This window comes from Actinomadura decatromicini (assembly GCF_008121305.1).
Taxonomy (GTDB): Bacteria; Actinomycetota; Actinomycetes; order Streptosporangiales; family Streptosporangiaceae; genus Spirillospora; species Spirillospora syzygii.
The window spans coordinates 1,375,203-1,397,411 of the sequence record NZ_VSRQ01000001.1 but is presented as its reverse complement, the minus strand read 5'-3'; the positions used below and the strand labels follow the sequence as shown (position 1 = coordinate 1,397,411).

Genomic DNA, 22,209 nt, shown 5'->3' with positions numbered 1-22,209 from the left:
GCCCGAGCGCCCGCCCTCGTCCCCAGTGTCAGGAATGACGTCTTAGGGTACTTTCCTGCCATGCATCGGGTGGTGGCGCTCGTCCGGCCGCAGCAGTTGACCTTCGAGCTGGGCTGCGCGGCCCAGGTGTTCGGCGCGCGGTGGCCGGGGCTGCCCGTCCGCTACGGCTTCGGCGTGTGCGCGGAGCGTCCCGGCCCGGTCAGCACCCGCGCCGGGTACTCCATGCTGGTCGAGGACGGGTTGGAGGCGCTCGGCCGCGCGGACACGGTGGTCGTCCCCGGCTGGACGCCCGTCGATGAGGCGCCGTCGCGCGCGGTCGTCCGGGCCCTGCGGAACGCGCACGAGCGCGGCGCGCGGGTCGTCAGCATCTGCACCGGCGCGTTCGCGCTGGCGCACGCGGGCCTATTGGAAGGACGGCGGGCCACCACGCACTGGGCGCGGGCGCGGCAACTGGCCGAACGGTTCCCGTCCATCCAGGTCGATCCCGACGTCCTTTACGTCAACCACGGGGACGTCGCGACGAGCGCCGGCGCCGGTGCGGGCATCGACCTCTGCCTGCACCTGGTGCGCGCCGACCAGGGCGCCGGCTACGCCGCGCACGTGGCGCGGAGCATGGTCATGCCGCCACACCGCGAAGGCGGGCAATTGCAGTACGCGGCGCCCGCCCGTCCCGTCCAGATCGACGGTTCGCTCGCGCCGTTGCTGGAATGGGTCACCGGACGGCTGGCCGAACCCATCAGCGTCCAGGACATGGCCGCGCACGCGGGCGTCTCCGCGCGCACCCTCGCCCGCCGATTCACCGACCAGCTCGGCGTCGGCCCAGGACAATGGCTGCTCGCCCAACGCCTTTCCGCCGCCCGAGAACTGCTGGAGTCCTCCGACCTTCCGCTGGACGCCGTCGCGCAGCGGGTCGGGCTTTCCTCGTCCACCAACCTCCGCAGGCGCTTTGTCCGCGCCCTCGGCACGACCCCCGGCGCCTACCGCCGCGCATTCCACGCCCGTCCCGCTAATGCGGCCGAAAGGGTGGGGCCCCGCGAGAAGCGACCTGAGGCCCTAGGGCCCTGAGGTCGGAATGGCCCGGCTCGCTACCTTCTCCGGAGTCAACGGCGGGACCGGAATTCCGGCCCGCTCCGAAATGACCCCGTGGAAAGGGCCACCCCCATGAAGAAGACGCCTGTTCTGGTCGCCGTCGGCGCGCTGGGAATCACGCTCGGCGGGGCCGCGGTGCTCGCCTCCGTCGCCACCGACGCCGGGCCGTCGCCCCGGTCAGCGGGTCAGGTCGCCGCCGCGACGGCGCTCAAGAAGAGCGACTACGGCCCTTGGAGCAGCCACTTCGCCAACGGAAGCCTGCGCTGCCGCACCTATGCCAGCGCCGGGACGAGCGGCGGCCGCGTCTGGCACTACGGCAAGATCGAATGCAACAAGAGGGTCGCGATGATCGACGTCGTGTCCGGCACGAACCCCGGAAAGCCCGCCATTTCCCAGCACCTCTGCCGGGACGTCACGTCCTGCGAAACGAAGGCGTGGGTGAACAACCCTTCGGGCAACCAGTCGTGGTCGGTGACCACCACGGGAAGCGTCGGGACGATGTGGCTCAGCGGAGAGCGCCTGTCCGCCCATGTCACCTTCCGCGCCTGAGAACCGTCCCCGAGAACGCGCGGCCGCCGGACACACATTCGGCGGCCGCGCGGAAACGTCCGCCATTCCGTCTCGCCGTCAGCCGGGCGGGTCGGGGACGAGTTGCTCGCGGGCGAGCCGCTCGACCAGCACGGGGACGAAATCCCGGATGGGCCGGTTGTCGAAGCGGCGGTAGATCGCGTCGACCGCCTGCGTCACCTGTTCGGGACGGCGCCGACCCGCGAAAGTGCGCAGCAGGCGGTCGGTCACCTCGCGCATCACGTGTTCTTCGCGCTCTATCGGGTTCCCGGACGGGGTCATCGGCAGGCCCCCTCGACCGGGCGGCGGCTGGGGTATGAACTGCTCGGCGAGGTGCGAATACCCCAGCGAGCACGCGCCCACCCGCGGCTGGACGGTGTCGATCGTCGCCAGATCGGCCTTGATGGCGACGCTCACCAGGGAGATGAGCAACGCGATGTCGTCGTCGCCGCCCAGCCAGATCCGCACCCAGCCGCTGCCGGGCCGGATCCGCACCGACGCGCAGTCCATCAGGGGCCGCCGCATCCGCCAGATGAGCGGCCAGGTCAGATACAACTCGGCCAGATCACGGCCGTGCAGGTGCAGGATCTGATCGCCCCCGCAGGCGAACGCCCTGCCGAAACCGCAATCGGCTCTGCACAGTCTCAGCGCCGGCCAACCGCTCAACTGCTCCACCACGCAGTCGGTCGGACAGATCCCCAGACCACCGGTCCCGCCCATACCCGCAGGATCCAGCCTTGACCAGCATGATCAGTACCCGCGCCGCGCAATCGTTACCAGAATGGTTGCCGAACCGCCGTTTTCTCGTCGGCGCCCGGCCAAACCCATCACCTAAGAGCGCGACACCGGCCACGCTGAACGCCGCCCGATTCCCAAACGGAGCAAGAGCGCACTTATTTCACTTCGATGCCCCGCCCTTAATTCCAGTTATGGTCTATCCCCTGAGTGGTCGACCGGTCGCCGCCGCGCCGGGGCGTTCAGTAGGACGCCTCGAGTTCGGTCAGGGCGGCGCGGCGGAGTTTTCCGGCGTCGTCGCGGGGCGGGCGGTCGGTGAAGCGGAACGTCCGGGGGATCTTGTACCGGACGAGCCGTTCCGCGAGGAAGGCGCGCAGGTCGTCGGCGGTGAGCGGGACGGCGGCCTGCACCACGGCGTGGACGCGGCGGCCGAGGTCCTCGTCCAGGAGGCCGACGACGGCGCAGTCGAGCACGGACGGATGCTCGCTGATCGCCGCCTCGACCTCCGCCGGATAGACATTGGCCCCGCCGGTGATGATGAGGTCGGTGCGGCGGTCGCTGAGGTAGAGGTAGCCGTCGGCGTCCAGCCGGCCGAGGTCGCCCACGGACTCCCACTCGCCCGCCCGGCGCGGCTCCGCGCCCACGTAGCGGTAGGGCGGCGTGTCCGGGCCGGGCCGGGTGTAGACCTCGCCCAGCTCGCCCGCGGGGAGTTCGGCGAGGTCGGGGCCGAGGATCTTCACCTCGCCCCAGAGCGGGCGCCCGACCGAGCCCCGGTGCGCGAGCCATTCGACGCCGTCGATGTGGGTCATCATCTGGCCCTCGGTGGTGCCGTACATCTCGTGGACGTTCGCCGCGCCCACCAGGTCGAACCACGTCTCCTTCAGCCAGGCGGGGCAGGGCGCGGCGCCGTGCCAGACCTGTTCGAGGGAGCCGAGGTCCCACGAGCCGCCCTTCTCCAGCTCGCGCAGTACCCGCAGCATCATCGTCGGGACGAAGCTCACCCAGTCGACGCGGTGTTTCTGGATGGTGTCCAGCACGGCGACCGGATGGAACTTCTCCAGCACGACCAGATGCTGGCCCGCGAACAGCCCGTACATGGAGAAGTTGAACGGGGCGTTGTGGTACAGCGGTCCCGGGACGAGCTGGACGCCGCCGTCCCGCTGCCCGAGCATGGACGCGGCCGCCGCCGGGTCGAGCTCGCCGCGCTGGCCGGAGACGATCAGCTTGGGACGCCCGGTGCTCCCGCCCGACGTCGGCGCCTTCCACGACGGCCCGACGCGCGGCTCGACGTAGGCGTCGCTCAGGTCGGGGTCCGGGGCCTCCTCGGTGACGACGAGGACGGGTTCCGCCAGGTCGATGATCGCCGCCCGTTCCGCGTCCGGCAGCCGCGGGGAGATCAGGTGCGGGACGGCGCCGAGCTTCCACAGCGCGAACACCACCGCGTAGAAGCCGATCCCGTTGGGCAGCCCGACCGTGACGAAGTCGCCCGTCCCGACGCCGTGCCTCCGGTAGGTGCGCGCCAGCCGGTTGGCCCTCGCCTCCAGCCCGGCGCGCGTCGCGGTCTCGTCCCCGCAGGTCACGATCGGCCGGTCCGGGTCGGCCAGCGCGAGGTCGGTGAGGATCCGTCCGAGCGGGACCACGCCGCCCTCACCCACGGGTGAACCGCTTCATGAAGTCGGGTTCGACGATGAAGCCGTGGACCTGCGCGTTGTGGCTGTGCGCGAGCTGGTGCAGCGCGAAGGCGTGCCGGATCGCGTCCGGCCTGCCCTGCGCGTCCTGCGCCGCGTTGACCGACCGCTTGGCGAGCTTCAGCGCGAACGGCGGCTGCTCGGCGATGCGCGCGGCCAGCTCAAGGGCCGTCTCGGTGAGCCGGTCGCGCGGCACGACCCGGTTGACCATGCCGATCCGCTCGGCCTCGCGGGCGGTGAGCGCGCCCGACGTGAACAGCAGCTCCTTCGCCTTCCGGACGCCGAACTCGTACGGGTGGTTGAAGAACTCGACGGCGTTCACCCCCATCGCGACGACGTTGTCGACGAACTCCGCGTCCTCGGAGGCGACGATGAGGTCGCACGGCCACACCAGCATCAGCCCGCCCGCGATGACCTTCCCCTGGACCTCGGCGATCGTCGGCTTGGGGATGTCGCGCCACCGTTCGGAGAATCCGAGGAACACCTCCTCCTCGCGGGCCATGAGCCCCTCCGCGCCGGGTCGCGTGAAGCCGGACGCGGTGCCGACCGTCCGGTGGCCGTCCAGCGCCCCGAACGGGTCCTCCTCGCGCAGGTCGTGGCCGGACGAGAAGTGCGGCCCCTCCGCCGCGAGCACGATGACGGCGATCGCGTCGTCGTGCGCGGCGCGGTCGAAGGCGTCGTTCAGCTCGTACAGCAGGCCGGTGTCCTGCGCGTTGCGGCGCTCGGGCCGGTCCAGGACGATCCGGGCCACCTTCGGCAGCGGCGTCTCGTACCGGACGGAACTCATCGGCGCCCCTCCCACAGGACGCGCTCGGACCCGGCCGGGTCGTCGACCGCGGTGACGGTGTCGGTGATCACGCCGACCGTGCGGGCGGACGGCTCGTAGGGCGCCCAGCCCGGGTCGCCGGTCGTCACGAAGGAGACCCAGACGGCGTGGAAGGCGTCCGCGACGGACTGCGGCGGCTCCGGGCCGATCCGCGCTTCGAGGCCGGGCGCGTCCAGCGTGTCGAAGGCGAACGGGATGTCGACGCCGTGCCCGGAGCCGAGCGCCGGGGCCGCCCAGTCGAACCGGTAGATCCAGGTGTTGGTCCCCCTGGCCTCGGCGGACCGGACGACCGGGACGCGGAAGTACCAGTCGGAGACGATGGCCGACAGCAGGTCGCCGGGCCGCGCGTCCGGCCGGTTCGCCCGGTAGACGGCGAGCGCGCGGTCGGCGTCCAGGCCGTAGGCGGCGGCGGACGCGTGCAGCGTGTCCTCGTCGATCGCGTCGATCGTCCCGGACGCGACGAGGATCAGCCGGGCCTCGTCGGCGGTGGTGCCCGCCAGCAGCGCGACGTCCGGGTCGGACCCGTCCAGCGGCGGGCCGGGCAGGACGTCGCCGTCGACGGTCGGCGCGAACGGCTGCGCGGAGAGGGCGAGGTCGCCCCACTTGTCGGGGTCGGGGGCGGTCTGCACCTCCTCGACGACCGCGCGGACCGCCCGCGCGATCGTCGCCGGGGACAGCCGGGCGAGCGACGCGCGGGTCGGCTCGGCGTTCAGACGCAGCGCGAGGTCGGTGGCGACGAGCCGTCCCGTCTCCGGCGTCAGGACGTGCTGGGCGCCGCCGCTCTGCGCGATGGCCCGCTGGAAGAGCCCCTTGGCGCGCGGCATGGACAGGAGCGTCTGCACGCACCACGCGCCCGCCGACTCGCCCGCGACGGTCACCCGTCCGGGGTCGCCGCCGAACGCGGCGATGTTGTCCTGCACCCACTGGAGGGCGGCGATCTGGTCGAGCAGGCCGCGGTTGGCCGGGGCTCCGTCCAGGTAGGCGAAGCCCTCGGCGCCGAGCCGGTAGTTGACGCCGACGAACACGACGCCGTCGCGGGCGAACGCGCTTCCGTCGTATTCGGGGAGGGAGTTCGACCCGTTGGTGAACGCGCCGCCGTGGATCCACACGAGGACCGGGAGGCCGCCCCCGCCCGGCGTCCAGATGTTGAGGTTGAGGTAGTCGTCGCCTTCGATGTCCACTTCGGGGAACAGCGGGACGTACATCGGGATGTAGTCGTCCTTGGGCGCGGTCGGCCCGAAGCCGGTCGCGTCCCGGACGCCGTCCCACGGCTCGGCGGGCTCGGGCGGGCCGAACCGGCGCTCGCCGGACGGCGGCTTGGCGTAGGGAACGCCCAGGTAGGCGGTGATCCCGTGATCGTCGCGCCCGCGCAGCGCACCCTGCCTGGTTTGCAGCAGATAAGCCATGATGTCACCTCCATGAAACATCTAGTACTTATGTTTCATACACTGGAGTGGGCTTCGCTCCGTTGTCAAGGTGTAACGTCCGATGAGGAGGTTTCATCTATGGAACAGACCCCGCTGCAACGTCAGCTGGCGGGCCGGAAGGGCAGGCCGACCGCCCTGGACGCCTTCAGGCGGGCCCGCGCCGACTTCCTCGCCGGACGGCGGCTCGACGTCCAGTCCCTGGCGGCCGAGCTGGGCGTCAGCCGCGTCACCCTCTACCGCTGGGTGGGGACGAGGGAGCAGCTCCTGGTCGAGGTCATCTGGTCGTTGACGGAACGTACCCTGCGGGACGAGTGGGAACGCCTCGCGTCCGAGCCGGGCCCGCGCGTGCCCGAGCTGATGGTCCGCCTGCTGCGCGCCATCTGGGACCAGCCCGGCGCCCGCCGGTTCCTGGAGCAGGAGAACGACCTCGCGATGCGGCTGCTGACGCTCAAGTCGCACGGCTTCCAGCCGAGGCTCCTCGACCTGATCCGCGAGAAGGTCGCCGAAGACCTGGCGGACGGCCGCGTCTCCACCCCGCTGCCGCTGGACGATCTCGCCTACACCGTCCTGCGCGTCACCGAGTCGTTCCACTACCTGCCGACCATCACCGGCGAACCCGCCGACCCCGACGCCGCGGGCCGCGTCCTGGCCGCCCTGCTTCCCCCGCCCCGCCCCTGAGCCCCGCGCTCCCGGCCCCCGTGTGGTGCGGTCCGTCTCCCGCCGGGCCGCGCCCACTGACGCCCGGACGCGCGACCCGTCTCCCGCCGGGCCGCGCGCCCGAACTCGCCGGTCAGTGCTTCTTGCGTCCGACGCCGATCTGCATGAGGTCGCGGCCGGGGACGACCTGCCCCGCGAAGTCGCGGCCCGCGCGGCGCCACCGCCCGTCCGGGAGGTGGCCGGGCGAGAAGTGGTTGAGGACGAGCCTGCCCGCCCCCGCCCGCCGCGCCACCTTCCCGACCTGCTCGATGGTGGTGTGCGAGCCGATCATGTGGTTGATGTAGCCGTCCTTGGTCTCCTGCGGGACGGGCAGCGCCGCGATGCTCTGCTCCACCCACGCCTGGTCGATCACCTCGTGGACGAGGACGTCGCAGTCCCCGGCGAGGTCGACCAGGTTGTCCGAGACCGTGGTGTCGCCGGAGAACACCACCGAGCCGTCGTCGGTGTCGAACCGGAACCCGAACGCGGGGAACATCTGCCCGTGGTCGACGAGCGTCGCGGTGACGCGCACCCGGTCGTCCTCGTAGACGGGGATGGGCCGGTCCAGGCGCGGGATCTTCCCGCCGGGCGCGGCGCCGTCGGGCAAGGCGATGTCATGGGCCTTCACCCGGGCGGTGATCGCCGGGGACCCGGTGTCGAAGAGCCGGTCGTTGAAGTCGGTGGCGAACGCGGCGACCAGGGACGCGGTCATGTCGACCGTGCCGGGCGTCGGCGCGGCCGGGTTCACCGGCTCGGGCGCGGGCCGGGCGGGCGGGAACACCGCCGGGAGGGCCCCGCGCCGTCCCGGCCCGAACACCTGGACGGGCCGGTCGTCCCGGCCGAGCCCGCCGCCGCAGATGCCGTAGAGCAGCAGGCCCGGATAGTCGGCGACGTGGTCGGAGTGCAGGTGGGTGAGGAACACGGCGCGCAGTTCGCCGAGGTCGTTCTTGCCGTCGCCGGGCCCGAGCAGGCCCGCGTCCCGGAAGTTGTGGACGGACGAGTTCCCGCAGTCGACCAGGTAGATGGCGTCCCCGACGACGACCGCCGAGGACACGCCGTCCCGGTCCGACCCCTTCCACCAGATGGGCCCTCCGGCGGTGCCGAGCAGGACGAGCCGCGTCCCGTACCCCTTCGCGGCGGCCGGGGCGGACGGCGCCGTCGCCGACGCGGTGCCGGACAGGACGCCGGACACGGTCACCGCCCCGGCCGCCACTCCCGCGGAGCGCAGCAGCCCCCTGCGGGACAGCCGCGGGCGGGACTCCCCGCACGACTCCTCGTGGGCCTCTGCACGGAACTCTTCTCCGGACTCTTCGCACATGGTGGGACGACCTCTTCCTTCGCTGGGGGTGGCCAGAGGCATGCGGCGAGACGGTCGCCGACGACCGGCGAGGGGCGTGGATCTCTGTAGTGTTCACTACAGAGATTGGTGTGACCCTACGGCCGATCGGGGCGCGCTGGCAAGACCTCCCGCGTGCCGTCCAGGTAGGCGAGGACGGCCCGGACGCGGCGGTGGCCGGAGTCGTCCGGGGCGAGGCCGAGCTTGGCGAAGATGTTCCCGATGTGCTTGTGGACGGCGTTGTCGGAAATGCGCATCCGCTCGGCGATGGTGGCGTTGTCGTGGCCCTGCGCCATCAGCGCGAGCGACTCGCGCTCGCGGGCCGTGAGGGCGTCGAGCGGCTCGCCGGGCCGCGCGAGGAGCTGGGCGATCACCTCGGGGTCCATGGCGGTGCCGCCGGACGCGACGCGGCGCAGCGCGTCGACGAACTCGGCCACCCGTCCGATGCGGTCCTTGAGCAGGTAGCCGATGCCGCCGCGCCCGTCGGACAGCAGCTCGCCCGCGTACTCGCGCTCGACGTACTGCGACAGCACGAGGACCGGCAGCGCGCCGTGCTCGCGGCGGGCCCGCAGCGCCGCGTGGATCCCCTCGTCGCGGAACGTCGGCGGCAGCCGCACGTCCACGATGGCGATGTCGGGACGGTGTTCGGCGACGGCGGCGAGGAAGGCCGGGCCGTCCCGGACGACCGCCGCCACCTCGCAGCCCTTCGACGCGAGCAGCAGTTCCAGCCCGCTGGACAGCAGGACGTTGTCCTCCGCGATCACGACTCGCACGGCGCCCCCGCCTCCGGAACGATCGCTACACGGACGGCGAGCGTGGTGGGGCCGCCCGGCGGGCTGTCGAGGCGGACGGAGCCGTCCAGGGCGGCGACCCGCCGCCGGATCCCGGTGATCCCGGTGCCGCGCGCCTCGTCCGCCCCGCCCCGCCCGTCGTCGGTGACCTCGATGGACAGCACGTCGCCCGCCCGCTCGACCCGGACGTCCGCGCGGGTGGCGGCCGCGTGTTTCGCCACGTTCGTCAGCGCCTCGGCGATCACGTAGTAGGCCACCGCCTCCACGGGCGCCGGGAGCGCGTCCAGCCCGGCGCGCTCGACGCGGACCGGCACGCCCGACCGGGCCGCGAGCGCGGTCAGCGCGCCGTCCAGCCCCCGGTCGGCGAGGATCGGCGGGTAGATCGTCCGGAGGACGGCGCGCAGCTCGGCCATCGCCTCCTCCGCCGTGTCGTGCGCCTGCCCGATCAGCGTCGCGACCGCGTCCGGGTCGTCGGCGAGCGCCTCGCGGGCGATGCCCAGCTGCATGGCGATGGTCACGAGGCGCGCCTGCGTCCCGTCGTGGAGGTCGCGTTCGATCCGCTGGAGCTCCGCGCCGTGGGCGTCGACGACCCCGACCCGGCTCCTGGTCAGCGCGTCAACCCGTTCGGTCAGCCGGTCGCGGGCCGAGGGCGCGAGCACCGCCAGGCACAGCCGCGCGTGCAGCCGCGCCAGCGCGGGAAGCGCCCACCACGCCGCCGCGCCGAGGACGGCGAGCTGCGCGGAGCCCGCGACCAGCGCGGTCGTCCACCCGTCCACGCGGACGTCGGCGACCGAGAACAGGGTGGGACGCGCGTCGGCGGGAAACGCCCACCACGACGTCATCGCCACCGCGGCGACCAGGATGTTGCCCAGGCACACCAGGGCGGCGAGGCCGAGCGGGAACCCGGCGGCGACGTGCGCGAACGTCCAGGCGAGGTCCCGGTGCGTCCGGCCCTCGGCCGGGACGCCGAGGAGCCTGGCGGCCCGCCGCCGGTGCCAGTCCGCCCAGCCGCGCGCCACGGGCGGCGCGAGCAGCACCGGCAGCGCGAGCACCGTGGCCACGGCGGTGACCAGCGTGCCCAGCAGGTAGGCCGAGCCCCGGAGCACCCGGTCGCGCATGCGCGCCTCCTCCTTGATGACGGCGGTTTGGAGATCATTGTCCGCCGCCGGTTCCAGCCGGGCACTACAGCGGGCTGTAGCACGGCGCCTGCGGTTGGCTGTATCGGACGGGACGTCCGGCGCGCATAGCGTCCTCGGCCATGAAACCCAGACTCCTGCTGACCCGGCTGGTGCCGGTCGCCGCCCTGATCGCGCTGTCCGCCGCCGTCGCGCCGCTGAGCGAGGCCGATGGCGGTCCGCGTCCGCCGCTGCACTGGAAGCGCTGCGTCCAGGGGCCCGGCGACGCGCTCGGCCGCAAGCTCGACAAGGCGGGCGCGCGGTGCGCGGAGGTCGCCGTCCCGCTCGACCACTCCAAGCCGGACGGACGCACCGTCAAGCTCGCGCTTTCCCGCATCCGCGCCAAGGACCGCGCCCATCGCATCGGGACCCTGGTGCTCAACAACGGAGGCCCCGGCGAGCCCACGCTCGGCATGCCGCTGGACGTGCGCACGGCCATGAAGGACGTCGCCGACCGCTACGACCTCGTCGGCCTCGACCCGCGCTTCGTCGGACGCAGCACGCCGCTCGACTGCGGCTGGCCCATCGGCATGTGGCTCCGCTCGGCGGGTTCGACCCGCGCCCGGTTCGACCACCAGGTGGCGGTGCAGCGTGATCTGGCTGAGCGCTGCGCCCGCCGCCACGCCGACGTGCTCCCGTTCGCCAACACGCGCGACACGGCCCGCGACATCGACTTCGTGCGGCGTGTGCTGGGGGAGCGGCGGATCTCGTTCCTCGGCTACTCCTACGGGAGCTACCTGGGCGCGGTCTACACGCAGATGTTCCCCGGCCGCACCGACCGGGTCGTCCTGGACAGCGCGGGAGACCCGGAGGCGTGGGGCGCGCGGGCGCTGCGCGGCACCGAGGACGAGGCGGAGCGCGCCCTGCGCGGCTGGGCGGTGTGGGCCGCCGAACGCCACGGCGCCTACGGGCTCGGCGCCACGCCCGCCCGGGTGCTCGCGACCGTGGACGCGATCGTCGCCGCGGCTGAGGAGCGCCCGCTGCGCGTCGGACGGTACGAGGTGGACGACCAGGCCGTCCCGTATCTGCTCTCCGTCGGCTCGGGGGACGACCGTCCGGCGGGACGCGCGGAGTTCGCGTCCACCGTCCGGACGCTGAACGAGGCGGCGCACCGCCGTCAGGCCGACCCCGGCCCCGAACTCGACGGGTTCCTGGCGTTCGTCCTGACCAGCGAGGGTTCCCCGCTCGTGAGCCCGGCCGCGGCGATCACCTGCGGCGACCGCGCCGTGCCGCGCGACCCGGACGCCTACTGGGACGACGTCCAGCGCAGCCGCGCGCGACACCCGCTCTTCGGCCCGCTCAAGAACAACATCTGGCCGTGCGCGTTCTGGCCGAACGACCCGCGCGAGGCCCCGACGCGCGTCGGCAACGCGACCCCGGCGCTGATCGTGTCCGCGACCGGCGACACCGCCACGACCTACCAGGGCAGCCAGGCCATGCACCGCGCGCTGACCGGCTCCCGCCTGCTCACCCTGCGCGGCGTCACCGCCCACGGCATCTACGGCGAATACGGCAACGCCTGCGTGGACACCGAGGTCAACGCCTACCTGGCCACCGGCGTCCTCCCAGCCGCCGACCCGACCTGCCCCGCCGGGACGGCCTAGGGTTCGCCGAGCGAAGGTCCGCGATCGTCGTTTACCGGTTGCTCGGTTTTGTTGGATCCGAGTGGCAGGTCAAGGTCTCGGGTGGGGCGTAGAGGACCTCGCGGGCCTGTTCGGCGGCGCGGAAGAGGCTCTCGGTGACGAAGTCGAGGAAGCGGGCGGCGTTCTCCAGGCGGGCGGCGGCCGGGGTGCCGGCGCCGAGGACGTCGACGCCCTGGCGGGCGGCGTCGGCGAACTCGCCGTTGGAGCGGGCGCTGCGGATCATCGACTGGTACCACAGGTCGTCGTCCACGACGTAGCGGTCGCGGCGCCGCTCGTCGCGCTGGCGGCGGACGAGCTCCAGGTTCTCCAGGAACGTGATCGCCTTGGAGATGGACGCCGGGCTGACCCGCAGCCGCTCCGCCAGTTCGGACGCGGTGAGGCTCCCCGAGTCGGTGGTGTAGAGGCAGGCCAGCACCCTGGCCATCATCTTCGGCAGGCCGGACGTCATGAAAACGGTGGTCAGCCGGTCGGTGTATTCGCGCACGGCCTCGGCGTCGCGTCCGTCGAGCCGCTCCGCCGCCTCCGCCCGCGGCGCGGCCCGCCTGCGGCGGTGGGCGCGGCGCTCGGTGGCGTGGTGGGCCAGGTCGGCTCGGTAGCCGGTGGGCCCGCCGTTGCGCATCACCTCGCGCGTGACCGTCGAGGTCGGACGGTCGAGCCGCCGCGCGATCTCGGCGTAGGGGAGGCCGTCGGCCAGCCCCGCCGCGATCTGCTGGCGGTCCTGCTGGTTGAGCCTGCCTCCCGGCATCGCGATCCCCTCCCCGGCGGTCCGTGAACGCCTCCACCATAGCGTTCACTGACTCGCCATTGCAATGAGAGGGCGAGGGTTGTTGCGTTAATCACGAAGGCTGTTGCAACACTTTCAAGCTGTTCACCTGCATCTATGCATCTCTCGTGCAACGAGTTGCTTGCAGAGATTTGGAATGCAACGTAGCGTTTCCATCATCGGAAACCACGAGTGCAAGGAGTGCGCGATGCGGCAGTTCGACACCCCCGGCCCGATCTCCACCGTCGTCGAGATCCCGGCGGGACGGGTCCAGTTCATCGCCGCCGACCGGGGCGACACCTCGGTGGAGGTCCGTCCCGCGAACGCCGCCAAGGGGCGCGACGTGCGGGCCGCCGAGCAGACCGCGGTCGACTTCGGCGACGGCGTCCTGCGGATCAAGGCCGCGACCGGCGGCCGGGCGGTCGGCCCGGCCGGGTCCGTCGAGGTGACGGTCAAGCTGCCCGCCGGGTCCCACGTCAAGGCGACGACCGGCGCGGCCGAGCTCCGGGCCGTCGGACGCCTCGGCGACGTCGTCTTCGACGGCGCCTACCGGCACATCAAGATCGACGAGGCGGCGGGCGTCCACCTCACCGCGACGGACGGCGACGTCGAGGTCGGACGGCTGAACGGCTCGGCCGACATCAGCACCATGCGCGGCGACATCACGATCACCGAGGCCGCGGGCGGCAAGGTCGTGCTGCGCACCCAGTCCGGCGACATCTCGGTCGGCGCCGCCGCCGGGGTCTCGGCCGTCCTGGACGCGGGCACCGCCTACGGCCGCATCGACAACGCCCTCAAGAACGACGGCGCGCCCGCGCTCGACATCCGCGCCACCACCTCCCACGGCGACATCACCGCCCGCAGCCTCTGAGGAGCAGAACAGTGACGAACCTGGCCATAGCGGCGAACGGGCTGCGCAAGTCCTTCCCCGGCAAGGACGGCGACAAGGTCGTGCTCGACGGCGTCGACCTGGCCGTCCCCGAGGCGACGATCTTCTCCCTGCTCGGGCCGAACGGCGCGGGCAAGACGACCACCGTCCAGATCCTGTCCACCCTGCTCCGCGCCGACGCCGGCGAGGTCCGGGTCGCCGGGTTCGACCTGGCGCGCCACGCGGACGACGTGCGCGGCGCGATCGGCGTCACCGGGCAGTACTCGGCCGTCGACAAGCTGCTCACCGGCGAGGAGAACCTGCTCCTCATGGCCGACCTCAGGCACCTGTCCCGCCGCGACGGCAGGCGCAGGGCGGCCGAGCTGCTGGAGCGGTTCGACCTTGTCGACGCGGCCCGCAAGCCCGCCGGAACCTACTCGGGCGGCATGCGGCGCCGCCTCGACCTGGCGATGACGCTGGTCGGCGACCCGCGCCTGATCTTCCTGGACGAGCCCACCACCGGCCTCGACCCGCGCAGCCGCCGCACCATGTGGGGCATCGTCCGGGAACTGGTCGCGGGCGGCGTCACCGTCTTCCTGACCACCCAGTACCTGGACGAGGCCGACCGCCTCGCCGACCACATCGCCCTCCTCGACAACGGACGGCTGATCGCCGAGGGCACCGCCGACGAGCTCAAGCGGCTCATCCCCGGCGGCCACGTGTCCCTGAGGTTCACCGACGACGACGCGCTCAAGGACGCGCTCGACGCCCTCGGCCGCGGCTTCGTGGACCCGTCCGACGACGACCGGCTCACCTTGCAGGTCCCGTCGGACGGCGGCGTCGCGTCCCTGCGCGAACTGCTCGCCCGGCTGGACGCGGCGGGCGTCGAACCGTCCGACCTCAGCGTCCACACGCCCGACCTCGACGACGTCTTCCTCACCCTCACCGGCCACGACACCGGCCAGAAAGCGGAGGTCTCCCGATGAGCGCCCTCGGTCTCGCGGCCCGCGACTCGTCCACGATGGTCCGGCGCCAGCTCAAGCGCCTGATCCGCTACCCGTCCATGACGGTGCAGCTCGTCATCACGCCGGTCATCCTGCTGCTCCTGTTCGTCTACGTCTTCGGCGGCACGCTCGGCGCGGGCATCGGCGGCGGGCGCGACACCTACGTCGACTACGTCGTCCCCGGCATCCTGCTCATGGCGGCGACCATGGCCGCGACCGGAACTGCGGTCATGGTCGCCACCGACATGACGGAGGGCATCATCGCCCGCTTCCGCACCATGCGGATCTCCCGGGCGTCGGTCCTCACGGGGCATGTGGTCGCGAGCGTCATCCAGCAGCTCGTCGGCATGGCCGTCGTCATCGTCGTCGCCCTCGCGGTCGGGTTCCGTCCCGATGCCACCGTTCTCGAATGGCTGGCGGCGGCCGGATTGCTCATCCTGTTCGTCGTGGCCATCACGTGGCTGTCGGTCGCGCTCGGCCTGAAGTCCCCGACGCCGGAGGCGGCGAGCAACGCGCCGATGCCCCTCGTGTTCCTCCCGTTTCTCGGCAGCGGATTCGTTCCCACCGACTCGATGCCGACCGTCCTGCGCTGGTTCGCCGACTACCAGCCGTTCACGCCGATCATGCAGACCGTCCGGGGCCTGCTGCTCGGAAGTCCGATCGGCGACGACGCCGTCATCGCCATCGCGTGGTGCGCCGGAATCGGCGTCGTCTCCTACCTCTGGGCCAAGCACACCTACAACAAAGCGTGACCGTGGACCGGCCGGAAGGGCCGTCAGACCACCCGGTCTGGCGGCCCTTGGCCGTTCCGGATGCGGAACGCGCGGCGGTAGTCGGTGGGCGTGACGCCGACGTGCCGGGTGAAATGGCGGCGCAGGTTCGCGGCCGAGCCGAGGCCGCTCCGCCCGCTGATCTGGTCGATCGGCAGGTCGGTGGATTCCAGCAGCAGGCGGACGCGCCCGAGCCGCTGGTCGAGCAGCCACCGCGACGGGCTCGTCCCGGTGTGCGCGGCGAAGCGGCGCGCGAACGTCCGCGGGCTCATCCGGGCCTGCCGGACGAGGTCGGTGACGGTCAGCGGCTCGTCGAGCCGCGTGGCGGCCCATTGCAGGACGGACCCGAGCCCCTCCGCGTCCGTGCGCGGGACAGGGGCCTCCACGTACTGTGCCTGCCCGCCCGGACGGTGCGCGGGCACCACCATCCGCCGCGCGACCTGGTTCGCGACCTCGGCCCCGAAGTCACGGCGGACGATGTGCAGGCACAGGTCGAGACCGGCCGTGCGTCCGGCGCTGCTCAGCACGTCCCCGTCGTCGATGTAGAGGACGGAGGCGTCGACCCGCACGTCCGGGTGGCGGCGGCGCAGCGTCTCGGCGTGCATCCAGTGGGTCGTCGCCGGACGCCCGTCCAGGAGCCCGGCCGCCGCCAGGATGAACGCGCCCGTGCACAGCGACACGATCCGCGCGCCCGCGCGATGGGCGCGCGCGAGCGCGTCGGTCAGCCCGGACGGCGCCGTCCACTCCGACTCGACGTACTCGTAAGGCAGCCCCGGGACGACCACCATCTCGGCCTCCGCCAGGGCGTCGAACCCGTGCTCGGCGCGCACGGTGAACCCGAACTCGAACTCCACGTCGCCCGGCTCGGCCGCGCAGAGCCGCAGCTCGTACCACCCGGATCCGGTCAGCTCGCTGCGGTCCACGCCGAAGATCTGGCAGGCGATGCCGATCTCGTACAGCGGCATCCCGTCGAGCAGGGCGAGGGCGACGGTGGCCATGGACGCCTCCCGCGACGGAAGTGGCCGAAAACGTTCGGATATCGGCAAGTATGCCACTCGCCGCCGCGACGGCCGCGCCGCCAGGGGTGGCGCGGCGCGTCCAGCTCGACCATTCGGCGCGTTCACCGAAATGGTCCGACCAAATCCCACCCGCGCTCGACCGGGGTTCCGCGGCGCCCTTGGAACGGTCGCCCCTCGTCCCAACCTGGCGTTCGGCGCCGCGATGACCGGGGCGTCCCGCGAAAGACCACTAATGAACGCGCCATGATCGGGTAAAGGGTCGGCATGCGAATCGGTGTGCTCGACGTGGGTTCCAACTCCGCTCATCTCAAGGTGGTGGACCTCGCCGTCGGCGCACCTCCGGGTTCGGTGACGACGGTCAAGCGCCCGACCCGGCTGGCCGAGGCGATCGACCCCGAGGGGGCCGTGGAGAAGCCGGCGGTCGACCGGCTGGTCGCGTCGGTCGGGGAGGCCGTGCGCGCCGCCGCCGCGCACGGCGTCGAGGAACTCGTCTCGTTCGCGACGTCGGCGGTGCGGGACGCCGCCAACCAGGAGGAGATCGTCGCCCGCGTCGCGGCGTCGACCGGCGTGCGGCTCGGCTTCCTGTCCGGCCGGGACGAGGCCCGGCTGACGTTCCTCGCCGCCCGCGCCTGGTACGGCTGGTCGGCGGGACGGCTGCTGCTCGCCGACATCGGCGGCGGGTCGCTGGAGATCGCCCACGGCGACGGCCAGGAACCGGCGCTCGCGCTGTCGCTGCCGCTCGGCGCGGGACGGCTCACCCGCGCGCACCTGCCGGGGGACCCGCCGTCCCGCAAGCACGTGCGGAGGCTGCGCCGCCAGGTGTACGAGCGGCTGGCGGAGACGTCCGCGCAGGTGAGGCCGGGCCTGGAAGGGGACCGGCCGGTGCGGGCGGTGGCGACGTCCAAGACGTTCACCCAGCTCGCGAGGCTGACCGGGGCGCCCAGACGCAAGGCGGGCCCGTACGCGCGGCGCGTCCTGGACGTGGACCGGCTCCGCGAGCAGATCCCCGTCCTGGCGGCGAAGCGCGCGGCGGCCCGCGCGAAGCTGCGCGGGGTGTCCCGGCCCCGGGCGGCGCAGATCCTCGCCGGAGCGATCGTGGCCGAGGCGCTGATGACCACCCTGGAGGTCGACCGGGTCGACATCTGCCCGTGGGCGATCCGCGAGGGCCTGATCGTGCGGCGCCTCCAGGCGATGTCCGATCCGGCGGCGGCCGACGACGAGACCGCGCGGCTCACCCAGGCCGTCCCCGCCGCCGCGCAGCGCCCGGTGCCCGTCCTCACCGGCTGACCGCCCGCCTTCGACCGGAGGGCGCCTCGGCCCGAAGAACCTGTACGGCCGGCAGGCGGGACGGTCGCGACCGGCTGCTCGATCCGCGGGTCCTCGCCGGTTGACCAGGCCGTGAACGGATTGTTGAACGGACAACTCCGTCGTATCGGGGCGTATGGGACGCACGGGAACGGGTACCGCAACGGGGCGTCAACGTGACGGAGGAGAGAATGACCGTTCAGCAGGCCGCGACCCGGGGGCCCGCCGCGCGAGCGGAGGTTCCGGTCCTGCCCGGAGCGCGGGGCCCATTGTCACGGGCCGTAATGGACACCCTCGCCGGGAGACCGCCGGGCCCGTCCGACACTCTCACGGCCGTCGCCTCGGCCGACCCCTACGGTGAGGATCTGCAAATCGCCCTGCACACCTGTTACGAGCTGCACTACCGAGGGTTCACGGACGTGGACCCCGACTGGGAGTGGGATCCGGACCTGCTGCGCCTGCGCGGCGCGATGGAGGCGGTGTTCCTGGACGCCCTGCGCCGCGACGCCGAGCTCCGCGACCCCGGCGACGTCGACACCGGCGACCTCAACACCGGCGATGTCGACGGCGCACTCGACGAACTCCTGGTCGAGCCCGTCGACGGGCACGGCATCACCCACCACCTCCAGGACGAAGGGGAGCGGTGGCACCTGCTGGAGCACGCCGCGCACCGGTCGGTGTACCACCTGAAGGAGGCCGATCCGCACGCCTGGGTCGTCCCGCGCCTGCGGGGCCGCGCCAAGACGGCGCTGGTGGCGGTGGAGCACGACGAGTTCGGCGGCGGCCGTCCGGAGATGATCCACCAGGGCCTCTACGCCGACCTCCTGGACGACCTCGGCCTCGATTCCTCCTACGGCGCCTACGTGGACGCGGCCCCGGCGGTGATGCTGGCCACGGTGAACATGATGTCGATGTTCGGGCTGCGCCGATCGCTGCGCGGCGCGCTGGTCGGCCACTTCGCCGCCGCGGAGATCACCACGGCGCCGTCCGCACGGCGGATGGCGCGGGCGCTGGAGCGCCTCGGCGGCGGCCCCCGGGCGCTCCGCTTCTACACCGAGCACATCGAGGCGGACGCCGTCCACGAGCAGGTGCTGCGGTACGACGTGATCGGCGGGCTGCTGGCCGACGAGCCGGACCTCGCGCCTGACGTCGTCCTCGGGATCCGCGCCACGAACCTGCTGGAGGACCGCCTCGCCGACCACATGCTGGGCTGCTGGCGCGCGGGCCGCACATCGCTGCGCCACCCCCTTCCGGGGACGGTGGGCCGGTGATGCTGCTCCGCCCGCCGGGGGTGTACCGCCCGCAGTCCGACACGCGGCTGCTCGCGGAAGCGTTGCGCGGCACCGGCGTCCACCCGGGCGCGCGAGTGCTGGAACTGGGGACCGGGACGGGCGCGGTGGCGGTCGCCGCGGCTCAGGTCGGTTGCGAGGTCGTCGCGGTGGACGTGTCCGCGCGGGCGGTGCTCACGGCGCGGCTCAACGCGATGGTGCGGGGCCTGCGCGTGCGGGTGCTGCGCGGCGATCTGTTCGCGCCGGTCGCCGGGGAGGTCTTCGACGTGATCGTCGCCAACCCTCCCTACGTGCCGGGCGACGCCGATCCGACGGCCGCGAAGGGCCTTGCCCGCGCGTGGGAGGCGGGCCCCGGCGGCCGGATGCTCCTGGACCGCATCTGCCAGGCGGCTCCCCGCCACCTGTCGCCGTCCGGGACGCTGCTCATCGTGCACTCCGCGCTGAACGGGGTGGCGGCGACGCTGGTCGCGTTGCGCCGCGCGGGGATGCGGGCCTCGGTGGTGGCCCGGCACCGCGAGCCGTTCGGCCCGGTGATGCGGGGCCGCGCGGACGCCCTCGCGGCGCGGGGGCTGCTGCGTCCGGGCCAGGGCCACGAGGACCTCGTGGTCGTGCGCGCCGAACGGATCACGACGACGGGAAGGGACCATGGCGCCGAACGCCGAGCGGCCTGAGGGAACGCGCGTACGGGTCGTCCCGGGCGGGCCCGTGCTGGTGGAGGGCCCCGTCGAGGTCGTCATGGACGACGGCTCGACGGTGACGTCCGACCGCTTCCTGGTGGCGCTGTGCGCGTGCCGCCGCAGCCGCGCGTTCCCGTTCTGCGACACGAGCCACCGCCGCCGCGTCCGCGCCGGCCCGCCGGACGACCGGGAACGTCCGGCGGCCGACTGACCGGACACGGAATTCGGGAGTCGGCTCCCGACCCTCAGCTCCCGATGCTCAGCTGCCGATTCGCTGGGCGAGAAGTTCCTTGCCCTGCTGCGCGCCCTTGCGGCTGTCGGACTGCGCGCGGCGGAAGAGGTCGGCGAGCCGCTCGTCGCCCGCGCGCTCGGCGTCGGCGATGTAGACCTCCAGGCGCAGCGCGTTGCTGAGGCACTGCTCGACGTACCAGATCAGGTTGTAGTCCTTGTCCTTGGTGCCGGTGACCTCGCCGGTCTCCGGATGCGCCGTCACCATCACGACCTCCTGATGCTTCTCGGATCGGGTTTCGTCGGCGGTGCTACCCGAGGCGTCCGCCCCTACGCGGATTCGCCGGGCCGAATGGCGCGGCCGGGCGCGGGTAGCACGCGGGTCGACGGCGAGGCCCGGGACGGAAGGCGGTCGGCGGCGGATGCGGGTGCTGGTGACCGGCTGGCCGAGCTTCGTGCACGGCGAGGCGACGGCGGGCGACGTCCTGGCGATGGAGGCGGTACGCCGGGGCCTCGCCGACGCCCGCGTCGACTCCGACCTGGCGTGGAGCCCCGTGTTCAGGCCGGACGGCCTGGACCTCGCGCACGCGGACCCGGCCCGCTACACCCACCTGGTGTTCGCCTGCGGCCCCGTGCGCGGCACGCAGATCGAGGAGCTGCACCGCCGGTACGCGCACTGCGTCCGGATCGCGGTCGGGGTCTCCGTCGTCGACCCGGACGACCCGGCGGTCACGGGCTTCGACGCGGTCCTCGCGCGGGACGCGCCCGCGGCGGCGCCCCGCCCGGACCTGGCGGGCGGCGTCGCGACCCCGGCCGTGCCCGTCGTCGGGATCGTCCTCGCGCCCGGCCAGGCCGAGTACGGGACGCGGCGGCGCCACTCCGGCGTCCAGCGGGAGCTGACCGGCTGGCTCGCCGCCCGCGAATGCGCCCGGCTGCCCCTCGACACGAGGCTCGACCCGCGCGACTGGCGGCTGTTCCGCACGGCGGCGGAGCTGGAGTCGGCCGTGCGCCGCCTCGACCTGGTGGTGACGACGCGGCTGCACGGGCTCGTCCTGGCGCTGAAGAACGGCGTCCCCGCGCTGGCCGTGGACCCGGTGGCGGGCGGCGCGAAGGTGGCGGCGCAGGCGCGGGCCTGGTCGTGGCCCGCCGTCGTGACCGTCCCGGAGACGGCGGGGACGCCGCTGCTCGACCCCGCCGTCCTCGACCGGTGGTGGGGCTGGGCGCTGTCCCCGGAGGGCCGGGCGCGGGCGGCGGCGCCGCCTCCGCCCGACCTCCTCGTGAGCGGACTCCTGAACGCCCTCGGCGTCCGCTGAGAGCGGCCTAGGCGGGCACCTGCCGGGGCTTGGCCTGCGGCGGGACGGGGCACCGCAGCTCCCGCGCGAACCACTCGATCGTGGTGCGCAGCCCCTCCTCGACCGGGATCCGGGGCCGCCAGCCGAGCACCTCCTCGGCCAGGCGCGTGTCGGGGCGGCGCACGCGCGGGTCGTCCGCCGGACGGTCCACGAACCGGATCCGGGACCGCGAGCCGGTCAGCTCGATGACCAGCTCAGCGAGGTCGGTCATGGAGATCTCGAACGGGCTGCCGATGTTGATCGGGCCGGGATGCTCCGACGTCCCGAGCGCGAGAATCCCCCGGACGGTGTCGTCCACGTGGCAGATGGAGCGCGTCTGCGAGCCGTCGCCGGTGACGGTGATGTCCTCGCCGGTGAGCGCCTGCCGCAGGAAGGTCGGGATGGCGCGGCCGTCGTCCGGGCGCATCCGCGGCCCGTAGGAGTTGAAGATCCGCACGATGGCGGCGTCCAGGCCGCGCGAGTGCCGGAACGCCGACGTCAGCGCCTCGCCGAACCGCTTGGCCTCGTCGTACACGCTGCGCGGCCCGATCGGGTTGACGTTGCCCCAGTACGACTCGGGCTGCGGATGGACGAGCGGGTCCCCGTAGACCTCGGACGTGGAGGCGAGCACGAACCGGGCGCCCTTGGCCTCGGCGAACTCCAGCGCGTTGCGGGTCCCGAGGCTGCCCACCTCCAGCGTCTGGATCGGCAGCCGCAGGTAGTCGGCCGGGGACGCGGCCGAGGCGAGGTGGAAGACGTACCCGATGTCGCCGGGGACGTCCACGGGCTCGGTCAGGTCGCATTCCTTGAACAGGAAGTCGCGCCGCTCGATCAGGTGCGCGATGTTGCGGGCCGTTCCCGTCAGCAGGTTGTCCAGGCACACCACCGGGATCCTCCGTGCCAGCAGCGCTTCGCACAGATGCGAGCCGAGGAAGCCGCAGCCTCCGGTGACGACGGCGCGTGGCTGAGTCATCGTGGTCCT

General features: G+C 73.1%; 23 protein-coding genes. 12 read left to right on the top strand and 11 right to left on the bottom strand.

All coding sequences use genetic code 11. The annotated features are described in order from the left end of the window. Positions 1-60: 60 nt before the first annotated feature. Positions 61-1,065, top strand: a complete 1,005-nt coding sequence (locus FXF68_RS05730; RefSeq protein ID WP_148757803.1) for a GlxA family transcriptional regulator — start codon at positions 61-63, stop codon at positions 1,063-1,065. A 96-nt stretch (positions 1,066-1,161) separates the two neighbouring features. Then, positions 1,162-1,638, top strand: a complete 477-nt coding sequence (locus FXF68_RS05725) for a hypothetical protein (protein WP_148757802.1) — start codon at positions 1,162-1,164, stop codon at positions 1,636-1,638. Between the two features lie 78 nt (positions 1,639-1,716). On the opposite strand, the gene FXF68_RS05720 is transcribed toward FXF68_RS05725, so the two are convergent. From FXF68_RS05720 to FXF68_RS05705, 4 genes are all read right to left on the bottom strand, one after another. Beyond that, the gene (locus tag FXF68_RS05720) at positions 1,717-2,322 is read right to left on the bottom strand and encodes a three-helix bundle dimerization domain-containing protein (RefSeq protein WP_148757801.1); all 606 of its coding nucleotides are present in this window, start codon (positions 2,320-2,322) and stop codon (positions 1,717-1,719) included. A gap of 311 nt (positions 2,323-2,633) precedes the next feature. Continuing rightward, positions 2,634-4,046: an AMP-binding protein gene (locus FXF68_RS05715; protein ID WP_187437744.1), complete on the bottom strand. Its 1,413-nt coding sequence runs from the start codon at positions 4,044-4,046 to the stop codon at positions 2,634-2,636. Next, positions 4,039-4,866, bottom strand: coding sequence for an enoyl-CoA hydratase (locus tag FXF68_RS05710; RefSeq protein WP_148757800.1), 828 nt, complete (start codon positions 4,864-4,866; stop codon positions 4,039-4,041). Before FXF68_RS05710 ends, FXF68_RS05715 begins: the two co-directional genes overlap by 8 nt. Then, positions 4,863-6,311 carry a carboxylesterase/lipase family protein gene (locus tag FXF68_RS05705; RefSeq protein WP_148757799.1) on the bottom strand — a complete coding sequence of 483 codons (1,449 nt, stop codon included), beginning with the start codon at positions 6,309-6,311 and terminating at the stop codon, positions 4,863-4,865. Before FXF68_RS05705 ends, FXF68_RS05710 begins: the two co-directional genes overlap by 4 nt. A 99-nt stretch (positions 6,312-6,410) precedes the next feature. On the opposite strand from FXF68_RS05705, the gene FXF68_RS05700 reads away from it, so the two are divergent. Further along, the gene (locus FXF68_RS05700; protein WP_148757798.1) at positions 6,411-7,010 is read left to right on the top strand and encodes a QsdR family transcriptional regulator; all 600 of its coding nucleotides are present in this window, start codon (positions 6,411-6,413) and stop codon (positions 7,008-7,010) included. Positions 7,011-7,122: 112 nt separating this feature from the next. Here FXF68_RS05700 and FXF68_RS05695 read toward each other — a convergent pair whose 3' ends face one another. The 3 genes from FXF68_RS05695 to FXF68_RS05685 all read right to left on the bottom strand — a co-directional run bounded on the left by FXF68_RS05695 (position 7,123) and on the right by FXF68_RS05685 (position 10,273). Further along, complete coding sequence (locus tag FXF68_RS05695; RefSeq protein ID WP_148757797.1) at positions 7,123-8,346, bottom strand: MBL fold metallo-hydrolase; 1,224 nt, start codon at positions 8,344-8,346, stop codon at positions 7,123-7,125. 116 nt (positions 8,347-8,462) lie between these two features. Then, positions 8,463-9,137 carry a response regulator transcription factor gene (locus tag FXF68_RS05690; RefSeq protein WP_148757796.1) on the bottom strand — a complete coding sequence of 225 codons (675 nt, stop codon included), beginning with the start codon at positions 9,135-9,137 and terminating at the stop codon, positions 8,463-8,465. Beyond that, complete coding sequence (locus FXF68_RS05685; RefSeq protein WP_148757795.1) at positions 9,125-10,273, bottom strand: sensor histidine kinase; 1,149 nt, start codon at positions 10,271-10,273, stop codon at positions 9,125-9,127. Before FXF68_RS05685 ends, FXF68_RS05690 begins: the two co-directional genes overlap by 13 nt. Positions 10,274-10,413: 140 nt before the next feature. Here FXF68_RS05685 and FXF68_RS05680 point away from each other — a divergent pair, with 140 nt between their 5' ends. Then, complete coding sequence (locus FXF68_RS05680) at positions 10,414-11,934, top strand: alpha/beta hydrolase (RefSeq protein WP_148757794.1); 1,521 nt, start codon at positions 10,414-10,416, stop codon at positions 11,932-11,934. 31 nt (positions 11,935-11,965) lie between these two features. On the opposite strand, the gene FXF68_RS05675 is transcribed toward FXF68_RS05680, so the two are convergent. Then, positions 11,966-12,718, bottom strand: coding sequence for a GbsR/MarR family transcriptional regulator (locus FXF68_RS05675; RefSeq protein ID WP_148757793.1), 753 nt, complete (start codon positions 12,716-12,718; stop codon positions 11,966-11,968). Between the two features lie 226 nt (positions 12,719-12,944). Here FXF68_RS05675 and FXF68_RS05670 point away from each other — a divergent pair, with 226 nt between their 5' ends. Genes FXF68_RS05670 through FXF68_RS05660 form a run of 3 tightly spaced genes read left to right on the top strand, consistent with a single transcriptional unit; the run spans position 12,945 to position 15,360 of the window. After that, complete coding sequence (locus FXF68_RS05670; RefSeq protein WP_148757792.1) at positions 12,945-13,607, top strand: DUF4097 family beta strand repeat-containing protein; 663 nt, start codon at positions 12,945-12,947, stop codon at positions 13,605-13,607. 11 nt (positions 13,608-13,618) lie between these two features. Then, positions 13,619-14,590: an ATP-binding cassette domain-containing protein gene (locus FXF68_RS05665; protein WP_148757791.1), complete on the top strand. Its 972-nt coding sequence runs from the start codon at positions 13,619-13,621 to the stop codon at positions 14,588-14,590. Next, the gene (locus FXF68_RS05660) at positions 14,587-15,360 is read left to right on the top strand and encodes an ABC transporter permease (RefSeq protein WP_148757790.1); all 774 of its coding nucleotides are present in this window, start codon (positions 14,587-14,589) and stop codon (positions 15,358-15,360) included. The genes FXF68_RS05665 and FXF68_RS05660 overlap by 4 nt, the downstream gene beginning before the upstream one ends. Positions 15,361-15,383: 23 nt before the next feature. Here the strand turns inward: FXF68_RS05660 and FXF68_RS05655 are convergent, their stop codons facing one another. After that, a complete protein-coding gene (locus FXF68_RS05655; protein WP_148757789.1) occupies positions 15,384-16,376 on the bottom strand; it encodes a helix-turn-helix domain-containing protein in 993 nt (330 codons plus the stop codon). A gap of 285 nt (positions 16,377-16,661) precedes the next feature. Here FXF68_RS05655 and FXF68_RS05650 point away from each other — a divergent pair, with 285 nt between their 5' ends. The 4 genes from FXF68_RS05650 to FXF68_RS05635 all read left to right on the top strand — a co-directional run bounded on the left by FXF68_RS05650 (position 16,662) and on the right by FXF68_RS05635 (position 19,879). Next, positions 16,662-17,684, top strand: a complete 1,023-nt coding sequence (locus tag FXF68_RS05650; RefSeq protein WP_148757788.1) for a Ppx/GppA phosphatase family protein — start codon at positions 16,662-16,664, stop codon at positions 17,682-17,684. A gap of 209 nt (positions 17,685-17,893) precedes the next feature. After that, positions 17,894-18,973 carry an iron-containing redox enzyme family protein gene (locus tag FXF68_RS05645; RefSeq protein ID WP_148757787.1) on the top strand — a complete coding sequence of 360 codons (1,080 nt, stop codon included), beginning with the start codon at positions 17,894-17,896 and terminating at the stop codon, positions 18,971-18,973. Further along, positions 18,973-19,662, top strand: a complete 690-nt coding sequence (locus FXF68_RS05640) for a HemK2/MTQ2 family protein methyltransferase (protein WP_187437792.1) — start codon at positions 18,973-18,975, stop codon at positions 19,660-19,662. Before FXF68_RS05645 ends, FXF68_RS05640 begins: the two co-directional genes overlap by 1 nt. Beyond that, on the top strand, positions 19,637-19,879 hold the full coding sequence (locus tag FXF68_RS05635) for a CDGSH iron-sulfur domain-containing protein (RefSeq protein ID WP_148757785.1): 243 nt from the start codon (positions 19,637-19,639) through the stop codon (positions 19,877-19,879). The genes FXF68_RS05640 and FXF68_RS05635 overlap by 26 nt, the downstream gene beginning before the upstream one ends. A 48-nt stretch (positions 19,880-19,927) precedes the next feature. On the opposite strand, the gene FXF68_RS05630 is transcribed toward FXF68_RS05635, so the two are convergent. Next, the gene (locus FXF68_RS05630; protein WP_148757784.1) at positions 19,928-20,164 is read right to left on the bottom strand and encodes a hypothetical protein; all 237 of its coding nucleotides are present in this window, start codon (positions 20,162-20,164) and stop codon (positions 19,928-19,930) included. A 154-nt stretch (positions 20,165-20,318) separates the two neighbouring features. Here FXF68_RS05630 and FXF68_RS05625 point away from each other — a divergent pair, with 154 nt between their 5' ends. Beyond that, positions 20,319-21,209 (top strand): polysaccharide pyruvyl transferase family protein, encoded by an 891-nt coding sequence (locus FXF68_RS05625; RefSeq protein ID WP_148757783.1) that lies wholly within the window; start codon positions 20,319-20,321, stop codon positions 21,207-21,209. Positions 21,210-21,216: 7 nt separating this feature from the next. Here FXF68_RS05625 and FXF68_RS05620 read toward each other — a convergent pair whose 3' ends face one another. Next, a complete protein-coding gene (locus tag FXF68_RS05620; RefSeq protein ID WP_148757782.1) occupies positions 21,217-22,200 on the bottom strand; it encodes an NAD-dependent epimerase/dehydratase family protein in 984 nt (327 codons plus the stop codon). Between the last annotated feature and the right edge of the window lie 9 nt (positions 22,201-22,209).

What these genes read in the sequence shown, in the direction of transcription:
- FXF68_RS05645 (WP_148757787.1), top strand. Translation starts at nt 17,894, where the DNA reads ATGACCGTTCAGCAGGCCGCGACCCGGGGGCCCGCCGCGCGAGCGGAG.
- FXF68_RS05700 (WP_148757798.1), top strand. Translation starts at nt 6,411, where the DNA reads ATGGAACAGACCCCGCTGCAACGTCAGCTGGCGGGCCGGAAGGGCAGG.
- FXF68_RS05705 (WP_148757799.1), bottom strand. Translation starts at nt 6,311, where the DNA reads ATGGCTTATCTGCTGCAAACCAGGCAGGGTGCGCTGCGCGGGCGCGAC.
- FXF68_RS05675 (WP_148757793.1), bottom strand. Translation starts at nt 12,718, where the DNA reads ATGCCGGGAGGCAGGCTCAACCAGCAGGACCGCCAGCAGATCGCGGCG.
- FXF68_RS05685 (WP_148757795.1), bottom strand. Translation starts at nt 10,273, where the DNA reads ATGCGCGACCGGGTGCTCCGGGGCTCGGCCTACCTGCTGGGCACGCTG.
- FXF68_RS05635 (WP_148757785.1), top strand. Translation starts at nt 19,637, where the DNA reads ATGGCGCCGAACGCCGAGCGGCCTGAGGGAACGCGCGTACGGGTCGTC.
- FXF68_RS05650 (WP_148757788.1), top strand. Translation starts at nt 16,662, where the DNA reads ATGCGAATCGGTGTGCTCGACGTGGGTTCCAACTCCGCTCATCTCAAG.
- FXF68_RS05730 (WP_148757803.1), top strand. Translation starts at nt 61, where the DNA reads ATGCATCGGGTGGTGGCGCTCGTCCGGCCGCAGCAGTTGACCTTCGAG.
- FXF68_RS05620 (WP_148757782.1), bottom strand. Translation starts at nt 22,200, where the DNA reads ATGACTCAGCCACGCGCCGTCGTCACCGGAGGCTGCGGCTTCCTCGGC.
- FXF68_RS05695 (WP_148757797.1), bottom strand. Translation starts at nt 8,346, where the DNA reads ATGTGCGAAGAGTCCGGAGAAGAGTTCCGTGCAGAGGCCCACGAGGAG.
- FXF68_RS05680 (WP_148757794.1), top strand. Translation starts at nt 10,414, where the DNA reads ATGAAACCCAGACTCCTGCTGACCCGGCTGGTGCCGGTCGCCGCCCTG.
- FXF68_RS05660 (WP_148757790.1), top strand. Translation starts at nt 14,587, where the DNA reads ATGAGCGCCCTCGGTCTCGCGGCCCGCGACTCGTCCACGATGGTCCGG.
- FXF68_RS05655 (WP_148757789.1), bottom strand. Translation starts at nt 16,376, where the DNA reads ATGGCCACCGTCGCCCTCGCCCTGCTCGACGGGATGCCGCTGTACGAG.
- FXF68_RS05640 (WP_187437792.1), top strand. Translation starts at nt 18,973, where the DNA reads ATGCTGCTCCGCCCGCCGGGGGTGTACCGCCCGCAGTCCGACACGCGG.
- FXF68_RS05710 (WP_148757800.1), bottom strand. Translation starts at nt 4,866, where the DNA reads ATGAGTTCCGTCCGGTACGAGACGCCGCTGCCGAAGGTGGCCCGGATC.
- FXF68_RS05630 (WP_148757784.1), bottom strand. Translation starts at nt 20,164, where the DNA reads ATGGTGACGGCGCATCCGGAGACCGGCGAGGTCACCGGCACCAAGGAC.
- FXF68_RS05670 (WP_148757792.1), top strand. Translation starts at nt 12,945, where the DNA reads ATGCGGCAGTTCGACACCCCCGGCCCGATCTCCACCGTCGTCGAGATC.
- FXF68_RS05725 (WP_148757802.1), top strand. Translation starts at nt 1,162, where the DNA reads ATGAAGAAGACGCCTGTTCTGGTCGCCGTCGGCGCGCTGGGAATCACG.
- FXF68_RS05625 (WP_148757783.1), top strand. Translation starts at nt 20,319, where the DNA reads ATGCGGGTGCTGGTGACCGGCTGGCCGAGCTTCGTGCACGGCGAGGCG.